The sequence below is a fragment of the Pseudomonas sp. Pse1 genome (genome assembly GCF_024519635.1).
Lineage (GTDB): Bacteria > Pseudomonadota > Gammaproteobacteria > Pseudomonadales > Pseudomonadaceae > Aquipseudomonas.
This window is the reverse complement of record NZ_JALJRO010000005.1, coordinates 18,764-35,560: the sequence shown is the minus strand read 5'-3', so window position 1 is coordinate 35,560 and position 16,797 is coordinate 18,764. Positions and strand designations below refer to the sequence as shown.

The window sequence follows — 16,797 nt, the reverse complement described above, 5'->3', positions numbered from 1 at the left end:
GTTTTTTTCATCAGCCTTGGCGCATTACTTCACCGAAGCCGGGGTCGGGCCTTCAGCCACGCCCAGGTCATCGACTTCACGCTCGTCGGAAATACCGCGACCGCCAGAAGCCAGCTCGACCTGCAGTTTGTCTGTGTCCAGCTCCTTGACCCACTTGGCCACGACCAGAGTTGCCACGGCGTTGCCGACCAGGTTGGTCAGGGCACGAGCTTCGGACATGAAGCGGTCGATACCGAGGATCAGCGCCAGGCCGGCAACCGGCAGGTGGCCTACGGCCGACAGGGTCGCCGCCAGCACGATGAAACCACTACCGGTCACGCCTGCCGCACCTTTGGAGGACAGCAGCAGCACCAGCAGCAGGGTGATCTGGTGGGTGATGTCCATGTGGGTGTCGGTCGCCTGAGCGATAAACACGGCGGCCATGGTCAGGTAGATCGAAGTACCGTCGAGGTTGAACGAGTAGCCGGTAGGGATTACCAGGCCGACCACCGATTTCTTCGCACCCAGGCGCTCCATCTTGATCAGCATGCGTGGCAGCGCCGATTCGGACGAGGAAGTACCCAACACGATCAGCAGTTCTTCACGGATGTAGCGAATCAGTTTCAGCACGCTGAAGCCGTGAGCGCGGCAGATCGCACCCAGCACCAGCACGACGAACAGCACACAGGTGATGTAGAAGCAGATCATCAGCTGGCCCAACTGCACCAGGGAGCCGACGCCGTAGGCACCGATGGTGAAGGCCATGGCGCCCAGCGCACCGATGGGCGCCAGCTTCATGATCATGTTGATGATGTTGAACATCACGTGGGCGAAGCGATCGATGAAGTCCAGCACCGGCTTGCCGTAGGCACCCAGGCGATGCAGGGCGAAACCGAAGATCACCGAGAACATCAGGACCTGCAGGATGTCGCCGTTGGCGAACGCGCCGACGATGGTGTTCGGGATCACATTGAGGATGAAGCCAACGATGCTCTGGTCAGCGCCAGCCGTGACGTAAGCCGCGACTTTCGAGGCATCCAGAGTCGAGACATCGATGTGCATGCCGGCGCCCGGTTGCACGACGTTGACTACCACAAGGCCGATCAGCAGGGCGATGGTGGAAACGATTTCGAAGTACAGCAGCGCGTAACCACCGGTCTTGCCGACCGATTTCATGCTCTGCATGCCAGCAATGCCGCTGACGACGGTACAGAAGATAATCGGTGCGATGACCATCTTGATCAGCTTGATGAACCCGTCACCCAGCGGCTTGAGCGCCACCCCGGTCTGCGGATAAAAGTGACCGAGCAAGATGCCGATAACGATGGCAACGATTACCTGGAAATACAGGGATTTGTAAATTGGCTGACGAGTCGTCATTGCTAAGTTCCTCAAGAGCACCGCGTTGCAATCGTCCATCCGATGCAAGCGACACCTAAAGTGCGAACCCTCCTGCACTGGAGGGATTTGTTGTGGCGAACTGCGTGCTGGCAGGTCTGTCGGTTCTATTGCAGAGCCCGTGCCACCTTTGCCAGATTCGTCAAAGACCCCGAATTAGAGGGGCCTCAGGCCAGGGCCACAACATTGACTGCCCCCTTGTCTTGGCGGATTTCCGCCCATTACCCAGAACCACTCCCGCCAAATGGCGGATATCCGCCTTGTCCCGCTCCGAGGAGCTGGCTAAGATCCGCCCATCAATGGACGGATGACTTGCCATGCGCGACCGCACCATCGCCAGCCATTTTGCCCGGGCAGCCACCGGCGGTGCGCGCCGCCTCGGGCATGACTATTCAGGCTTGCTGCACACGCTCGGCATCAGCCCCGAATGGCTCGACGAACCCCGCGCGCGCATTACGCCCGAGCAATTCACCGCCCTGCTCCAGGGCCTGTGGCTGGCACTGGACGACGAGTATCTGGGGCTCGCCGAAGGCAAGAGCAAATGTGGCACCTTCGCCATGATGTGCCACGCGCTGATTCACTGCCGTACCCTGGAAAAAGCATTCAGTCGCGGCTTACTCTTCTATAGCCTTTTCCCGCACAGTCCGCGCCTGACGCTGAGTCGGGAAGACGAATGGGTGCGCCTGAGCCTGGATGATGCCCGGTTGGCCGACCCCGACCACTTCCTCAGCGAAAGCCTGCTGGTGACCTGGCACCGCTTGGGCAGTTGGTTGATCGGCCAGCGAATCCGCCTCGAACAGGCCAGCTTCCGCTACAACGAACCCGACCATGGCGCCGAATACGAGCTGATGTTTTCTTGCCCCTTGGCATTCGACGCGGAGTGCACCAGCCTGCTGTTTCATAGCCGCTACCTGAGCATGCCGCTCTTGCAGGACGAACGCACCCTCAAGCATTTCCTCGAACGCTCACCGGCCGATTTGCTGGCCCGCCCGGATGAGGGCGACAGCATGTGCAGCCGATTGCGGCGCCAACTGGGGCGCGACAGCAGCCACTGGCCCGACCTGGAAACCGTGGCCGCGCAACTGCACGTCAGCCCGCAGACCTTGCGCCGGCATCTGCGGGAAGAAGGTTCGAGCTTTCAGGAATTGAAGGATCAACTGCGCCGCGACATCGCCATCTATCATCTCAACCGTGCCGATCAGTCATTGCAACAAATCGCCGAGCAGTTGGGGTTTTCCGAGCCTTCGGCCTTTCACCGGGCGTTCAAGAAGTGGACCGGGCTGACGCCGGGGGCGTACCGGGCTCAAGCGCTTTGAGCCCTGGTCTCAGGCGGCAGGGAAATGAATGCGGAACGCCGCCCCGCCCATCGGCGAGTCGCCCAGCGTCAACTGCGCACCGTAGCTTTCGATGATGTCCTTAACCACTGCCAGGCCAATGCCCTGTCCCGGATGCTGGCGATCCAGACGCTCGCCACGCTGAAGAATCCGCGCCCGCTGGTCCACCGGCACGCCCGGTCCGTCATCCTCGACGCACAACTCGATACCCGCAACGGTTTGGCGCAGGCTGACCCGCACTTCACCCAGACACAGTCGATAGGCGTTTTCCAACAGGTTGCCGAGCATTTCCAGCAAGGCGCCCTGCTCGATAGGCACGTAACAAGGCTCAGGGAGGTCGAAGCGAGCGCGCACTCGTTTGTCGCGATACACCTTGTCCAGGGTGTCGCATAGACTCTTGAGCACCGGCTGCAACGCCACCTGATGGCGTACCAAACCACTTTTGCGCAAACTGGCACGCTGCAATTGGTAGCTGATTTGCTGGCTCATCCGCTCGATCTGCGATTGCAGGACCCACGCCTGCTCACGCTCTTCCGGACGCTGGGCCATGTCTTCACTGACCCCTTGCAGAACCGCCAGCGGTGTTTTCAGGCTATGGGCCAGATCGTCCAGTGAGTCCCGGTAGCGCGTGCGCTGCTCCCGTTCGCTGCGCAACAGCCGGTTCAGCGAGCCCGTCAGGCGTAACAACTCTCGGGGATGTTCTTCACTGAGACTCTCAAGGGCACCGCTTTCGATCTGGTCGAGTTCCTGACTCAAGCGCCGCAAAGCCCGCAGTCCCCAGGTCAAGCCGACCCAGAGTAACGCCAACAACACCAGCAACGCGGCGCCGAAACCCAGGTAGAGATTTTCCCGCACGCCCTCCAGTGTCTGCTGATACTCACGCACCGGTTGCAGGGCAACAATACTGAATGCTGCACTTTTGCCGCCAAGCAGTTTGACCTCGACGTCATAGACGAAGAACTCCTGGCCGCTGGCCTCGCGGATCCGCGCAAATTCGTTGCCGCGCCCGTCATACCGGGGTTTGTAATTGATGTGCTCATCCCGGGTCGCCCGTGAACGCCAGACCAACTGCCCTTCGCGGTCGTAGATGTAGCCCAGCAGGCGGCTGTCGGCGAGATTGAATCGCTCATCGGGTAATTGAGAAGGCATGACCAGGCGGCCGTTTTCGATGCGCGCAGCGGAAATCAGGGTGGTGACATCCGACGCCAGGCGCTGCTCGATCGAGTCTTGCAGCGCCAGGCTGAACGCTCCCTGCATGGCCGGCAGCAGTGCCAGCATGAACAGCACAGCGAGGGTGGTAGCGGCCAACATCAGCCGCAAACGCAGGGAGCGAATCACTGGCAGCGCTCGTTGAACAGGTAACCCAGGCCGCGCACCGTCTCGATCGGTTTGAACCCGTTGGGCCCTTCGAGCTTGCGTCGCAGACGACCGACCAGCACTTCGATGACATTTGGATCGCGCTCGTCGTCATCTGGATAGAGCTGCTCCATCAAACGGTCCTTGGCGACCACCTGCTCATGATGACGCATCAGGTATTCGAGGATCCGGTACTCATAAGCGGTGAGCGCCAAGGGCTGATCATCGAGCGTCGCCTGCTTGCGATTGAGGTCCAGCAGCAAGGGACCGGCGATGATGGTCGACTGGGTAAATCCGCTGGAGCGACGTAGCAACGCATTGAGGCGCGCGTCCAGCTCCTCGAACTGGAACGGTTTGACCACGTAGTCATCGGCACCAGCAGCGAGCCCTTCGACCTTGTCTTGCCAATTGCCGCGGGCGGTCAGGATCAGGATCGGGAAAGTCTTGCCCTGCGAGCGCAGTTGGCGAATCAGGTCCAATCCGCCGATGCCCGGCAGGCCAAGATCGATCACCGCCAAGTCATAGTTGTATTGACCCGCTTGGTACAACGCCTCTTCGGCATTGGCGACTGCTTCCACCACATGGCCACCTTCTGTCAGGCGGGTGTGCAGGTGGTGACGCAACAGTGCTTCGTCTTCAACGACCAACAATTTCATAACGCTCTCCCAGGCAAATCAACCACTCCACGGGTGCCTCGCACCCAGCTTACCGACATGCCTGCGCCGGATCACCCTAAGGTTGATCCGGCGCAGGGAAAATCTGGTCATTGTTTAGAAAGCGTAATTGGCGGAAAGGTAGGTCTGGGCGCTGCTGTTGAGGCTCAGAGATCCTTGCTTGGTACCTTGGGCGCTCATTTCCGTGCTGGCGTTGCTACGCAGGTAACGGTAGCCCATTTCAACCGAGACATTTTTCGAAACCTGTTGCAGGACACCCGTCTGCAGACCCACGGCATAACCGATGTCGGTATCGCGGCTATAACCCGAGGATTCCTGAGACAGCTTGGTCACACCGGCAGTGGCACCGCCAAACAGTTTGGTGCTGCTGGTCACGGGCAGGAACAGGTCGTAGCTACCCAGGAGGTTCTCCTGGCGCAATTTGATGCCGTTGTGGGTACCGGAAACATTGTCATAAGTGGCGTAATAACGACGATCATTGTTCTGTTGACCGAGACGCACACCGTAGGTGGTGTCCTTGCTGATGACGCCATTGGCATTGGGGTGATCGAGATTGCTGTTCAACAAGCTGGATTTTTTGACCTTGTCGCTGGTCTGGCCCAGCGTGATGCTGGCGAAGTTCTCGTCGGCGGCCTGCGCTACGGCACTGGCACTCAGGACAGTCATCGCAAGCATGATTTTTTTGAAGGTAGTCATGTTGAGTTTCCTCTTTCGCAGCGTGCTTTTGGTTGATGCGTGCAGGTTACCCACCGGCCACTGAACTCCCCCTGAACACGCACTGAACCTGACCTGAACGAGCCGAACATGCCTCACCACTACCCAGTCGGGCGACTAATCGGCAAAATGCTGGCATGAACTCGCCCCTACCCGCCTTCTGCACACCGCTCGATGCCGATTGGCCGTCGCCTTGTGCGCTACCCGACAGCGTCCTGCTCAGCACCCGCTTCGATCCCGCCTTGTTAGCGCCCGAGGATTTTCGTGGCTGCAACATCGATCCACCGGCGAGCATCCAGCGCTCGGTGGCCAAACGTCAGGCTGAATTCCTTGCCGGCCGTCTGTGCGCCCGCGCCGCGCTCCAGCACCTGATGGGCCTGGCGTGCATTCCGGCGATTGGCGAAGATCGGGCACCGGTCTGGCCGACTGATGTTTGTGGTTCGATTACCCATACCACCGGACGGGCAGCAGCGATTGTCGCGCACAAGGAGCACTGGCGCGGGCTGGGCATGGATCTGGAAAACTTGCTCGAAAGCACACGCGCCGAGCGTCTGGCGGGAGAAATCCTCACCCCGCCGGAACTGCAGCGCATGGCGGCAGGCGATCGCGAGCAACTGGCCCTGCTGGTGACCCTGACCTTTTCGGTCAAGGAGAGCCTGTTCAAGGCGCTCTACCCCATCGTCCAGCAGCGCTTTTATTTCGAGCATGCCGAAGTCGTGGAGTGGACGCTGGATGGCCGGGTCCGCCTACGACTGCTGACGGACTTGTCCAGCGAGTGGCGCATCGGCGTGGAACTGGATGCTCAGTTCGCAGTGAAGGACGGCCAGTTGCTGAGCCTGGTCAGCATCCCGGCTTGAGCCCGCTCAGCGCTCGGGCTTTTCCTGATTGCGTGGCCAGCTCAAACTGAAGCAAGCACCGCCAAGGTTGCGGCTTTTGCCGATCAGCGCGCGACCGCCATGCCAATGGATGATCCGCCGCACAATCGACAAGCCGAGCCCGTGCCCACCCGAGGCTCGAGTTCGACTGTCGTCGAGGCGCAGGAACGGCGTGAAGATTTTTTCCCAGGCACTTTCCGGCACCCCCGGACCATCATCCTCGACATCGATACGGCAACGCTGCTGGCCGACCTGATAGCTGATGGAAACCTGGCCCTGGGCATGGCGCATGGCATTACTGACCAGGTTTTGCAGCGCCCGGTGCAGGTAGCGCGGCTCCGCTTCGACCCAGGCCCCGTCACAATCGGCGGCCGACAGGCACAGCCCGCGTTGCACCCTGACATTGGCGCGCAACGGTGCCAACTCGTTGATCACCTGATTGACCAAGGCATCCAGATCCACCCGCTGAAAGTTCAGCGCTGGCGAGCCTTGCTCCAGCCGCGCATAGGTCAGCATTTCGTCAACCAGGCCGTCGAGGTCCTGAATGTCGTGATCCATACCGATCAGGTACTTTTCCCGAGCCTGGTCGGTGCTTGCCGAACTGATCATCTCCAGGCCAAATCGCAGGCGTGCAACGGGCGTGCGCAGTTCGTGAGAGACCGCGCGCACCAATTCGCGCTGAATCGCCAGCAGTTGCTGCAAATGCTCGGCCATGCCGTTAAACGCCGCCGCCAGCCGTCCAACCGAGTCCGCGCCGCGCGCCGGCACCCGGGTCTCCAGGCTGCCCTTGGCGATTCGCGTCGCCGCCGACTCCAGGCCACTGAGCCGACGCTCGAGTTGGCGCACCAATAAATAGACGATCAAGCCGATCAGGCTCAACCCCAATGTGGCGATCAACACCAGCCACTCCGGCGGATAGGGATTCATCTGGTACAGCGGGCCAATCTCAAGCACCCAAGGGGTCCCGACCATGCCGGCAAACACCCGGATCGAATCGCCGCCCTTTCCCAGCGCCATGACCGTGTCGCCTTCGGACACCCGGCGGCTCTGGTCCTCGTCCATGTCGGCCTGATCCACGGTGACCAATTGCAACTCGAAACCAAAGCCCTTGTCTTTCTTCAGCTCTGCCAACCGCCGGGGTTGTTCGGCGACCGGGTAACGCACCAATTCATCGGCCAACAGATAAATAGTTGCCCGCGCCAACTGCTCACTGATCTGCTGCACCTCGCCAGTCAGCACCAGTTGCTCTTTTTCGCTGACCAGCCGGTAGACCTTTGCGGCGTGCGGCCCTGTCTGCTCGACCAATGCCTGGCCACGCAGGATGCGCGTGCGCTGGCCGAGATCGAGTGCGGTCTGGCTGAACGTCTGCAGACTCATGGGAATACCCAGCAGACGCTCCCAGACCACCAGCGCCCGATGGCGCTCGGTCTGGTTCATCGGCTGCAGATTGTCAGCCATCAGCGAAAACGTGCCGTGAGCCAGGCGTTCGCGGTACTGCTCGCTGCGCACTTCGTTGAGCAGGTGCAGGGCCAGCACGCCGAGCGCCGCCACCAGGATCAAGGCGGCGCACATGCCTCCGTAAATGCGCAGGAAGATCGAATTCACAGGGACGGGTCTACGCAGGCTTCAGGAACGAACAGATAGCCCTTGCTGCGAATGGTCTTGATCAGGCGCGGGTGATCCGGGTCGTCGCCGATTTTCGGGCGGATTCGCGAAATTCGCACGTCGATGGAGCGGTCCTGGCCGTCATAACCTATCCCGCGCAGGGCGGTGAAGATCTCCTCGCGCGAAAGGATGCGACCGGCGTTGGCGACCAGCAGCCACAGCAGGTCGAATTCGGCGCTGGTCAGTTCGATACCCTGGTCCTGCAACCAGGCCTCACGCAGCGCATTGTCAACCACCAGCGCCCCGAACTGCAGGCGCCGAAGTTTCTCCGGCACCGCTGGCTCCGGCGGCTCGCTGCGGCGTAACAGGGCCTGGATCCGCGCCAGCAACAGGCGTGGACGCACGGGCTTGCAGACATAATCATCAGCCCCCATGTCCAGGCCCTGGATCTGGTCGAGGTCATCGGTGCGGGCGGTCAGCATCAGAATCGGACCGTCATACTGGTCACGCACCTTGCGGCAAATGCTCAGGCCGTCTTCCCCTGGCAGCATCAGATCAAGGATCACCAGATCCGGTTGCTCGGCAATAATACGCGCCGCTGCCAACGCGCCATCACCCTCGATGGCGACGCGCAATCCATTGCTTTCAAGGTATTCACGGGTCAACTCAGCCAGGCGCTGGTCGTCCTCGACAATCAATACCTGCCAGGCTTCTTGCTCCACGGGTGACCTCTGCTTGCCAGAACACTAATAAGGAAGGATCCACTGGTATTTTTGTAACTATTTGAGTGGATAAGACTGCATAGACAGCGGCCGATTGTAGCAACGCCAACCCTTATCAACACAAGCGGGCAAATGCGCTCGGTCAGGGAGATTTTTTGTGGTAGGGTTCGCGCCCGCGAAAAACCACCCAGGCTATTTTCAGGGTAAAAAACAGTGACAAACGGTCTAATCCAGCAGGGTCGCGGCCTACACGACGATTGGCCGTTTCATACACATTTTACGCACAGCCTTATCCACAGGTAGTACGTTGCAATCACTCCCCAAAACGCATTATCTTGTAGCTCGCGCGTTGAAAAACCCTACATATAGGGTTTTCACCCCAAACCCGAACACCAATCAGACCAGAAACTCAAGTGCTTTTCTTGCCGTTTCCGGGTTGAACCAAACGCTTTTTCAGTAGCCCAAACCGCGCCTGCGGATGGCTACCGTTTTCCGGCCAAATGTGGCGAAAACGGTACGGGTGTTGCAGTCACTTACTGTCACCCCACGGAATTCGGTTCTCGGCCCCTGGCCTGAGACCAAAGACTTCGGCATGGAAGCGGCGCCCTACAGCCCCCTTCCTCCTGTCCCGAAGTTGTTATGCCCGGCACTCGCCGGTTGTAGTGCTTCAGGACGGAACGGTGGGCACCTTCGTGGTGCCCAAACAAACATAGAATGTGGAGACACCCATGCAAACCGACACAACTCGCGAGAACCCGCAGGGCACCTTGCCGCAGGCCGCTGATTCGACTTCGGATCTGTCCGCCACCGCGCCAGGTCAACTGCGAGTGATCAAGCGTAACGGCACTGTCGTTCCTTACACCGATGACAAAATCACCGTCGCCATCACCAAAGCGTTTCTCGCAGTTGAAGGCGGCACCGCTGCTGCCTCGTCGCGAATCCACGACACCGTGGCCCGCCTGACCGAACAGGTCACCGCGACCTTCAAGCGTCGCATGCCATCGGGCGGCACCATCCACATCGAAGAAATCCAGGACCAGGTCGAACTGGCCCTGATGCGTGCCGGCGAGCAGAAAGTGGCTCGCGACTACGTGATCTACCGTGACGGTCGTTCGAAAGAACGCGCTGCCCACGCACCGGCCGTAGAAGCGGTCAACGCTCACCCGTCGATTCGCATCACCCGTACCGATGGCAGCCTGGCGCCACTGGACATGGGTCGCCTGAACACCATTGTCACCGAAGCGTGCGAAGGTCTGGAAGAAGTCGACGGCGAGCTGATCCAGCGCGAAACCCTGAAGAACCTCTACGACGGCGTGGCCCTGACCGACGTCAACACCGCCCTGGTGATGACCGCCCGCACCCTGGTTGAACGCGAACCGAACTACTCGTTCGTGACTGCTCGCCTGCTGATGGACACCCTGCGTGCCGAAGGCCTGAGCTTCCTGCAAGTCGCCGAGAGCGCCACTCACCACGAGATGGCCGACCTGTACGCCAAGGCCCTGCCGGCCTACGTCGCCAAAGGTATCGAATACGAGTTGCTGAACCCTGAGCTGGCCAGTTTCGACCTGGAAAAGCTCGGCAAGGCAATCAACCACGAGCGCGACCAGCAGTTCACCTACCTGGGCCTGCAAACCCTGTACGACCGTTACTTCATCCACAAGGATGGCGTGCGTTTCGAACTGCCGCAGATCTTCTTCATGCGTGTGGCCATGGGCCTGGCCATCGAAGAGAAAGACCGCGAAGCCCGTGCGATCGAGTTCTACAACCTGTTGTCGTCCTTCGACTACATGGCCTCGACCCCGACCCTGTTCAACGCCGGCACCCTGCGTCCACAGCTGTCGAGCTGCTACCTGACCACCGTGCCGGACGACCTGTCGGGCATCTACCACGCGATCCACGACAACGCCATGCTGTCGAAATTCGCTGGCGGCTTGGGCAACGACTGGACTCCGGTTCGTGCGCTGGGCTCGTACATCAAGGGCACCAACGGCAAATCCCAGGGCGTTGTACCGTTCCTCAAAGTAGTGAACGACACCGCTGTCGCCGTTAACCAGGGTGGCAAGCGCAAAGGCGCCGTATGTGCCTACCTGGAAACCTGGCACATGGACATCGAAGAGTTCATCGAGCTGCGCAAGAACACCGGTGATGATCGTCGTCGTACCCACGACATGAACACCGCCAACTGGATCCCTGACCTGTTCATGAAGCGTGTCTTCGATGACGGCAAGTGGACCCTGTTCTCGCCATCCGAAGTTCCGGACCTGCACGACCTGACCGGCAAGGCCTTCGAAGAACGCTACGAGTACTACGAAGCCCTGACCGAGTACCCAGGCAAGGTCAAGCTGTTCAAGACCATTCAGGCCAAAGACCTGTGGCGTAAAATGCTGTCCATGCTGTTTGAAACCGGCCACCCATGGCTGACCTTCAAAGACCCGTGCAACCTGCGCAGCCCGCAGCAGCACGTCGGCGTAGTCCACAGCTCGAACCTGTGCACCGAGATCACCTTGAATACCAACAAGGACGAAATCGCTGTCTGCAACCTGGGCTCGATCAACCTGCCGAACCATATCGTCAACGGCCAGCTCGACACCGCCAAGCTGCAACGCACCGTGAACACGGCTGTGCGCATGCTCGACAACGTGATCGACATCAACTACTACTCGGTGCCGCAAGCGAAGAACTCCAACTTCAAGCACCGTCCGGTCGGCCTGGGCATCATGGGTTTCCAGGACGCGCTGTACCTGCAGCACATTCCTTACGGTTCCGACGCTGCCGTCGAGTTCGCCGACAAGTCGATGGAAGCGGTCAGCTACTACGCCATCCAGGCATCCTGCGACCTGGCGGACGAGCGCGGTTCGTACGAGACGTTCCAGGGCTCGCTGTGGTCCAAGGGCATCCTGCCGCTGGATTCGCAACAGATCCTGATCGAAGCGCGTGGTCAGAAATACATTGATGTCGATCTGAACGAAACCCTCGACTGGGCACCGGTTCGTGCCCGTGTACAGAAAGGCATTCGTAACTCCAACATCATGGCCATCGCACCGACCGCGACCATCGCCAACATCACTGGCGTATCGCAGTCGATCGAACCGACCTATCAGAACCTGTACGTGAAATCGAACCTCTCGGGCGAATTCACCGTGATCAACCCGTACCTGGTTCGCGACCTCAAGGCTCGCGGTCTGTGGGACTCGGTCATGATCAACGACCTGAAGTACTACGACGGTTCCGTGCAGCAGATCGAGCGCATCCCGGCCGAGCTCAAAGCGCTCTACGCCACCGCCTTCGAAGTGGACACCAAGTGGATCGTTGACGCCGCCAGCCGTCGTCAGAAGTGGATCGACCAGGCGCAGTCGCTGAACCTGTACATCGCTGGCGCATCGGGCAAGAAGCTTGACGTGACCTACCGCATGGCCTGGTACCGTGGCCTGAAAACCACCTACTACCTCCGTGCACTGGCCGCGACCAGCACCGAGAAGTCGACCATCAACACCGGCAAGCTGAACGCTGTTTCCAGCGGCGGCAACCACGGTGACGATTCGGTCCTGGCCGCCCCTGCCGGCCCTGCTCCAGTGCCGAAGGCCTGCGCCATCGACGAGCCGGATTGCGAAGCTTGCCAATAAGCTGAGCCGATGAGCGCCGCTCGGCGCTCATCCCAACCCCCGCCAGACCCTCTGGGTTTGCCGGGGGTTTTCTTTTGCCCGCCATCCGCGGACAAAAAAAAACCGCCTCGATCGAGGCGGTTTTTTATTCAGTGACCGGCCTTGTTACTCAGCCAGCTTGAAGGTGATGAAGCTGGCGCGACCCTGACGCAGGACGCGCATCGACACCGAACGGTTCTTCGGCAATGCCTTGGCAATGTCGGTGAACTCCTTGGCCGACGAGATCGCCTGATTGTTCAGGTGAGTGATCACATCGCCTGGCTGCAGGCCGATCAGGGCAGCAGGACCATCCTGCACTTCCTTGATTACCACGCCGCCCTTAAGGTCGTATGTCTTCTTCTGTTCGTCACTGAGCTCAACCACGGCAACGCCCAGGCGGTTACTGCTGCGCTCGACGCCGGATTGCGACAGCGTATCGAGCTCCTTGCCTTCTTCCGGGATGGCGCCAACGGTCAGCTCAACATTTTTGCGCTTACCGTCACGAATCACTTCCAGATTGGCCTTGGCACCCGCCTTGAGCGCGCCCACCAGGTGTGGCAGATCAGCCGACATGACGATTGGCTGGCCGTTCATGCTGAGGATCACGTCACCGACCTGCAAACCACCCTTGGCGGCCGGACCGTCGTCCTGAATCTGCGCCACCAACGCACCGGCTGGCTTGTCCAGACCGAAGGACTCGGCGAGATCCTTGTTCACTTCCTGGATCACCACCCCCAACCAGCCACGGCTGACCTTGCCGCCGCTTTTCAGTTGGTTCGACACGTCCATCGCAACGTCGATAGGAATGGCGAACGACACGCCCATGAATCCACCGGAACGGGTGTAGATCTGCGAGTTGATCCCCACCACTTCGCCCGCCAGGTTGAACAGCGGGCCGCCGGAGTTGCCCGGGTTGATCGGCACGTCGGTCTGGATGAACGGGACGTAGTTTTCGTTCGGCAGGCTACGACCGATGGCGCTGACGATGCCTTGGGTCACAGTGTGGTCAAAGCCGAACGGCGAACCGATCGCCACCACCCATTGCCCGGCCTTCAGGTCCTGGGATTTGCCAAGCTTGAGGACCGGCAGGTCCTTGCCTTCGATTTTCAGCAGCGCCACGTCGGAGCGCGGGTCGGTGCCGATCAGCTTGGCCTTGAGTTCACTGCGATCAGCCAGACGCACGAGAATTTCATCGGCATCGGCAATCACGTGGTTGTTGGTCAGGATGTAGCCATCAGGCGAAATAATGAAGCCCGAACCCAGCGATTGCGCCTCACGCTGGCGACCGCCGCCCGGAGAACGTTGTTGCGGTGGCAGGCCACGCTCGAAAAATTCCCGCAACATCGGCGGCAAACCTTCGAGGTCAGGCATCTGCTGGTTGGAGACCTTGCGGTCCGGCAGCTTTTGCGTGGTACTGATGTTGACCACCGCAGGCGAGGCCTGCTCGACCAATTGGGTGAAGTCAGGCAACTCGGCCGCCTGGGTTGAGACGGCCTGACCCAGCACCAGTACGGTAGCAAAGATTGTCAGGTAGGATTTCAAGCGTGGTATCGACATACGGCTCCCGTTACGACGAGCATGGTTAAGCGATATGGAACAACAAACACCGGGGAACAGGCGCCGATACTTTTGTTCCGGGAACAACTATACAAGGCCAGAGCCGAGGGACCCTGACCTATAGAAAATTTTAAGAAGTTTTGCAAATTGAAATGCTCACCAAACATTTCGACTTCTTGACGCAGCGAGGCGCCAAGGCTGACCTTTTCCCGACAACCCTGTCGATCAGTCAGCAGCACTGGGCAATTTACTGCTTGGCTGGCGTATCGGTGCGCATCGACAGCGCAATCCGTTCGGCCGTACCGATAGGGATTTCACCCACAACGGTCACCATCATTTCGCCGTCTGGTGTGGTCAGGCGCCGAGAAACCGCGACGGTCGGGCCCAACTGCGTGCGAGTATCGGTGACGACTGCGCCGTTGAGTGGCTCGAGGAACACCGAAAAGCGCGCCAAGCCATCGTCATACATCAGGCTACTGACTGGGGCCTTGGTTTCCGGATCCTTGTGGGCGCTGCTGCTGGTCAGCTCGAACCCCGGTGGCAGCCAATCCGAGTGCCAGGCCTGAGCCGCCTTCACTGCTGTCGCCTTATCGTTGCCTAGCACCACCGGCTTGCAGTCGGCACTGGCTTGCAGCTCATCGTCCGACGGCACATCGCGGGTATCCAGCCGGGTGAACTGGAATCGCTCCAGCAACTGGCCTTTTTCGTTGAGCAACAGGGACTTCAGAGGCAGACCGGTTTCCCGATCCAGATGCAGTTCGAATCCATAACGATGCTGGTCACGAGGTGTCAGCGCGACGATAACTGCCGGTCGCCCAGCCACACGCGACTTGCCGATGACGGCAAGGTCGTACCAACTCTTGAGTTTTTGCGGATCGAGGGCACGCTTTGCCGAGTCGGGAGTGGCTCCCAGACCTGCTACCAGAGTACCGCTGACGCATTGCGTACTGCCGTCAATGCGCACGACCTCCTGGGCCGAGCCGTCAAGCTGCAGCAAACGCTCGCGGACTTTGCCGTCCTCGACGCGGTGCCAGATGTTATGGGTAGAAAAACTACCGTTACGCTCGTAGACGAAAGTGCCCTGAAAGCTTTGCTGCTGCTCGGCCTGGCTCAGACGGTTCAACCAATCCTGAGCCTCATCAGCTTGGGCTGGGACAACGAACCAGCCGCTCAGCAACAGCGTAAGTAGAGGTATGGCGCGCATGATCCCCCTTAACGGTTTTCCAGGCTCGCTGCACGAGCGTAAGGCAGTGCACTTTCAGTGCCTTTGAGTGCAGCTTCTTGAGCGTGTTGGCGCAGATAACCTGGCAGACGCTGATCGTGCCAACCTGGCTGACCTTGCAAGACACCATTGGCCATCGGACCTGTGGCTTGCGAACTCTCATTGTAGCCTGCCAAAACGGCTGGGCCTTTTACTTGAGGAACGGCCAGACCTGGTTGAGTAGATTGCTGGGCCAATTCGACACCGGCGATCTCATCCTGGTTGTACAAACGCACACCCGCCAACACAGCCACAGTCACCGAGGCAGCAACGGCCAGACGACCCAGGCTACGCCAAGGGCCACGGCTCACTTTCGCCGGTGCGGCTTCATCCGCCAGGGCCTGGGATACGGCCGAAGCCAGATCCAGACGCGGGATCAGCAAGTCCTTGTGCATCACCGCCCGAGCGATCTGATAACGCGCCCAGGTTTCGCGGGTTTCAACATCGTCAAAGGCATTTAATACCCGACGCAATTCCAGTTCGTCCGCTTCGTTATCCATCACTGCGGACAGCGATTCCTGCAGGGCTTCACGACTCATGGCGGTTCCTCTCTTGGCTGACGCCGCTGTCTCAGCTTTCCTGCAACAACGGTTGCAGGGCCTTATCGATGGCTTCCCGAGCGCGGAAAATCCGGGAGCGCACGGTACCCACCGGACATTGCATGACGCTCGCAATGTCCTCGTAACTCAGACCATCAAACTCACGTAAAGTTAGCGCCGTACGTAAATCTTCTGGCAATTGCTGGATGGTTCGATGAACAGTGCCTTCGATCTCATCGCGCAACAATGCACGCTCTGGTGATTCGAGGTCCTTGAGGCCGTGATCGCCGTCGTAGAACTCCGCATCCTCGGAACTGACATCGCTATCCGGCGGCCGGCGGCCGCGTGAAACCAGATAGTTCTTCGCCGTGTTAATGGCGATGCGGTAGAGCCACGTATAAAACGCGCTGTCGCCGCGAAAATTTCCAAGTGCTCGATAGGCCTTGATAAAGGCTTCCTGGGCAACATCCTGGGCTTCATGGGTGTCGTGCACAAAACGCACGATCAACCCGAGAATTTTGTGCTGGTATTTCAGCACGAGCAGATCGAAAGCACGCTTGTCGCCGCGCTGAACGCGTTCGACCAGTTGCTGATCCTCTTCCTGGGTTAGCATGAACACTCCTCGATAAGCTCGGAGGAGGCTTGCAAAACTAATTGATCAGGCTTGCAAACATAGACTCGGGCTTTTCGCAAAAGTTCTCCCCCTCCAAGCAAGTTTCCTGCGCGCTCTGATTTGGCACACACGAAAAACGCAGCACCGGCTGGGCCGGCTGCGCGAATAATCCTGTTGTCGAGTCCAGACGCAGTGAGCGGAACACAGATCCCTGCGTGAAACCGACGCTGACCCTCGTTTCAGGCAACCTTCTATTGAGTTTGGGCGCTTGGCAAAAGTTCCCAAACTTTATAGCCGGAAGAAACCATTACCGTACAAACCGGGGCGAAAAAGCGCTATTTGTCGGCGAAAACGCCACCTCCAGCGCGATTCATGAGGTAATTCCCCCTACAGCAGGGTCAGACCTCTCCGTCACAGTAGTTTCACATTGCCACGAAGGCTCGGCTATTGTGCCGATCCACCCCTCTATATACTAGTGCGCTGTGTGGCTGTCTCGACTCGCCGATTCAGGTGTCTTGCGCCAACCCCG

Annotated in this window: 13 protein-coding genes; 3 read left to right on the top strand and 10 right to left on the bottom strand. The window is 59.5% G+C overall.

Going from position 1 to position 16,797, the window contains the following annotated elements; translation table 11 throughout:
• Nucleotides 1-24: 24 nt before the first annotated feature.
• Nucleotides 25-1,359 carry a dicarboxylate/amino acid:cation symporter gene (locus tag NR126_RS09290; protein ID WP_027619950.1) on the bottom strand — a complete coding sequence of 445 codons (1,335 nt, stop codon included), beginning with the start codon at nucleotides 1,357-1,359 and terminating at the stop codon, nucleotides 25-27.
• Between the two features lie 335 nt (nucleotides 1,360-1,694).
• Here NR126_RS09290 and NR126_RS09285 point away from each other — a divergent pair, with 335 nt between their 5' ends.
• Nucleotides 1,695-2,693 (top strand): AraC family transcriptional regulator, encoded by a 999-nt coding sequence (locus NR126_RS09285; RefSeq protein ID WP_027619949.1) that lies wholly within the window; start codon nucleotides 1,695-1,697, stop codon nucleotides 2,691-2,693.
• 9 nt (nucleotides 2,694-2,702) lie between these two features.
• On the opposite strand, the gene NR126_RS09280 is transcribed toward NR126_RS09285, so the two are convergent.
• The 3 genes from NR126_RS09280 to NR126_RS09270 all read right to left on the bottom strand — a co-directional run bounded on the left by NR126_RS09280 (nucleotide 2,703) and on the right by NR126_RS09270 (nucleotide 5,437).
• A complete protein-coding gene (locus tag NR126_RS09280) occupies nucleotides 2,703-4,049 on the bottom strand; it encodes an ATP-binding protein (protein ID WP_027619948.1) in 1,347 nt (448 codons plus the stop codon).
• Nucleotides 4,046-4,723 carry a response regulator gene (locus NR126_RS09275; protein WP_027619947.1) on the bottom strand — a complete coding sequence of 226 codons (678 nt, stop codon included), beginning with the start codon at nucleotides 4,721-4,723 and terminating at the stop codon, nucleotides 4,046-4,048. The genes NR126_RS09280 and NR126_RS09275 overlap by 4 nt, the downstream gene beginning before the upstream one ends.
• A gap of 114 nt (nucleotides 4,724-4,837) precedes the next feature.
• On the bottom strand, nucleotides 4,838-5,437 hold the full coding sequence (locus NR126_RS09270) for a membrane protein (protein WP_027619946.1): 600 nt from the start codon (nucleotides 5,435-5,437) through the stop codon (nucleotides 4,838-4,840).
• A gap of 155 nt (nucleotides 5,438-5,592) precedes the next feature.
• On the opposite strand from NR126_RS09270, the gene NR126_RS09265 reads away from it, so the two are divergent.
• Nucleotides 5,593-6,312, top strand: a complete 720-nt coding sequence (locus tag NR126_RS09265; protein WP_256830064.1) for a 4'-phosphopantetheinyl transferase — start codon at nucleotides 5,593-5,595, stop codon at nucleotides 6,310-6,312.
• A gap of 6 nt (nucleotides 6,313-6,318) precedes the next feature.
• Here the strand turns inward: NR126_RS09265 and NR126_RS09260 are convergent, their stop codons facing one another.
• On the bottom strand, nucleotides 6,319-7,935 hold the full coding sequence (locus NR126_RS09260; protein ID WP_027619944.1) for an ATP-binding protein: 1,617 nt from the start codon (nucleotides 7,933-7,935) through the stop codon (nucleotides 6,319-6,321).
• A complete protein-coding gene (locus NR126_RS09255) occupies nucleotides 7,932-8,657 on the bottom strand; it encodes a response regulator (RefSeq protein ID WP_027619943.1) in 726 nt (241 codons plus the stop codon). The genes NR126_RS09260 and NR126_RS09255 overlap by 4 nt, the downstream gene beginning before the upstream one ends.
• Nucleotides 8,658-9,385: 728 nt before the next feature.
• Between NR126_RS09255 and NR126_RS09250 the strand changes: the two genes are divergently transcribed.
• Nucleotides 9,386-12,280, top strand: coding sequence for a ribonucleoside-diphosphate reductase subunit alpha (locus tag NR126_RS09250; RefSeq protein WP_027619942.1), 2,895 nt, complete (start codon nucleotides 9,386-9,388; stop codon nucleotides 12,278-12,280).
• Nucleotides 12,281-12,424: 144 nt separating this feature from the next.
• On the opposite strand, the gene NR126_RS09245 is transcribed toward NR126_RS09250, so the two are convergent.
• The 4 genes from NR126_RS09245 to rpoE form a co-directional block, all read right to left on the bottom strand.
• Nucleotides 12,425-13,855 (bottom strand): DegQ family serine endoprotease, encoded by a 1,431-nt coding sequence (locus NR126_RS09245; RefSeq protein WP_027619941.1) that lies wholly within the window; start codon nucleotides 13,853-13,855, stop codon nucleotides 12,425-12,427.
• A 247-nt stretch (nucleotides 13,856-14,102) separates the two neighbouring features.
• On the bottom strand, nucleotides 14,103-15,059 hold the full coding sequence (locus NR126_RS09240; protein ID WP_027619940.1) for a MucB/RseB C-terminal domain-containing protein: 957 nt from the start codon (nucleotides 15,057-15,059) through the stop codon (nucleotides 14,103-14,105).
• 8 nt (nucleotides 15,060-15,067) lie between these two features.
• Entirely contained in the window at nucleotides 15,068-15,655 is a 588-nt protein-coding gene (locus NR126_RS09235) for a sigma-E factor negative regulatory protein (RefSeq protein ID WP_027619939.1), read from the bottom strand.
• Nucleotides 15,656-15,686: 31 nt separating this feature from the next.
• Nucleotides 15,687-16,268 (bottom strand): RNA polymerase sigma factor RpoE, encoded by a 582-nt coding sequence (gene rpoE / locus NR126_RS09230; RefSeq protein WP_019692537.1) that lies wholly within the window; start codon nucleotides 16,266-16,268, stop codon nucleotides 15,687-15,689.
• Nucleotides 16,269-16,797 lie beyond the last annotated feature (529 nt).

Coding starts and splice junctions, on each gene's coding strand:
- rpoE (WP_019692537.1), bottom strand. CDS start 16,268: ATGCTAACCCAGGAAGAGGATCAGCAACTGGTCGAACGCGTTCAGCGC.
- NR126_RS09270 (WP_027619946.1), bottom strand. CDS start 5,437: ATGACTACCTTCAAAAAAATCATGCTTGCGATGACTGTCCTGAGTGCC.
- NR126_RS09290 (WP_027619950.1), bottom strand. CDS start 1,359: ATGACGACTCGTCAGCCAATTTACAAATCCCTGTATTTCCAGGTAATC.
- NR126_RS09240 (WP_027619940.1), bottom strand. CDS start 15,059: ATGCGCGCCATACCTCTACTTACGCTGTTGCTGAGCGGCTGGTTCGTT.
- NR126_RS09275 (WP_027619947.1), bottom strand. CDS start 4,723: ATGAAATTGTTGGTCGTTGAAGACGAAGCACTGTTGCGTCACCACCTG.
- NR126_RS09235 (WP_027619939.1), bottom strand. CDS start 15,655: ATGAGTCGTGAAGCCCTGCAGGAATCGCTGTCCGCAGTGATGGATAAC.
- NR126_RS09265 (WP_256830064.1), top strand. CDS start 5,593: ATGAACTCGCCCCTACCCGCCTTCTGCACACCGCTCGATGCCGATTGG.
- NR126_RS09245 (WP_027619941.1), bottom strand. CDS start 13,855: ATGTCGATACCACGCTTGAAATCCTACCTGACAATCTTTGCTACCGTA.
- NR126_RS09250 (WP_027619942.1), top strand. CDS start 9,386: ATGCAAACCGACACAACTCGCGAGAACCCGCAGGGCACCTTGCCGCAG.
- NR126_RS09285 (WP_027619949.1), top strand. CDS start 1,695: ATGCGCGACCGCACCATCGCCAGCCATTTTGCCCGGGCAGCCACCGGC.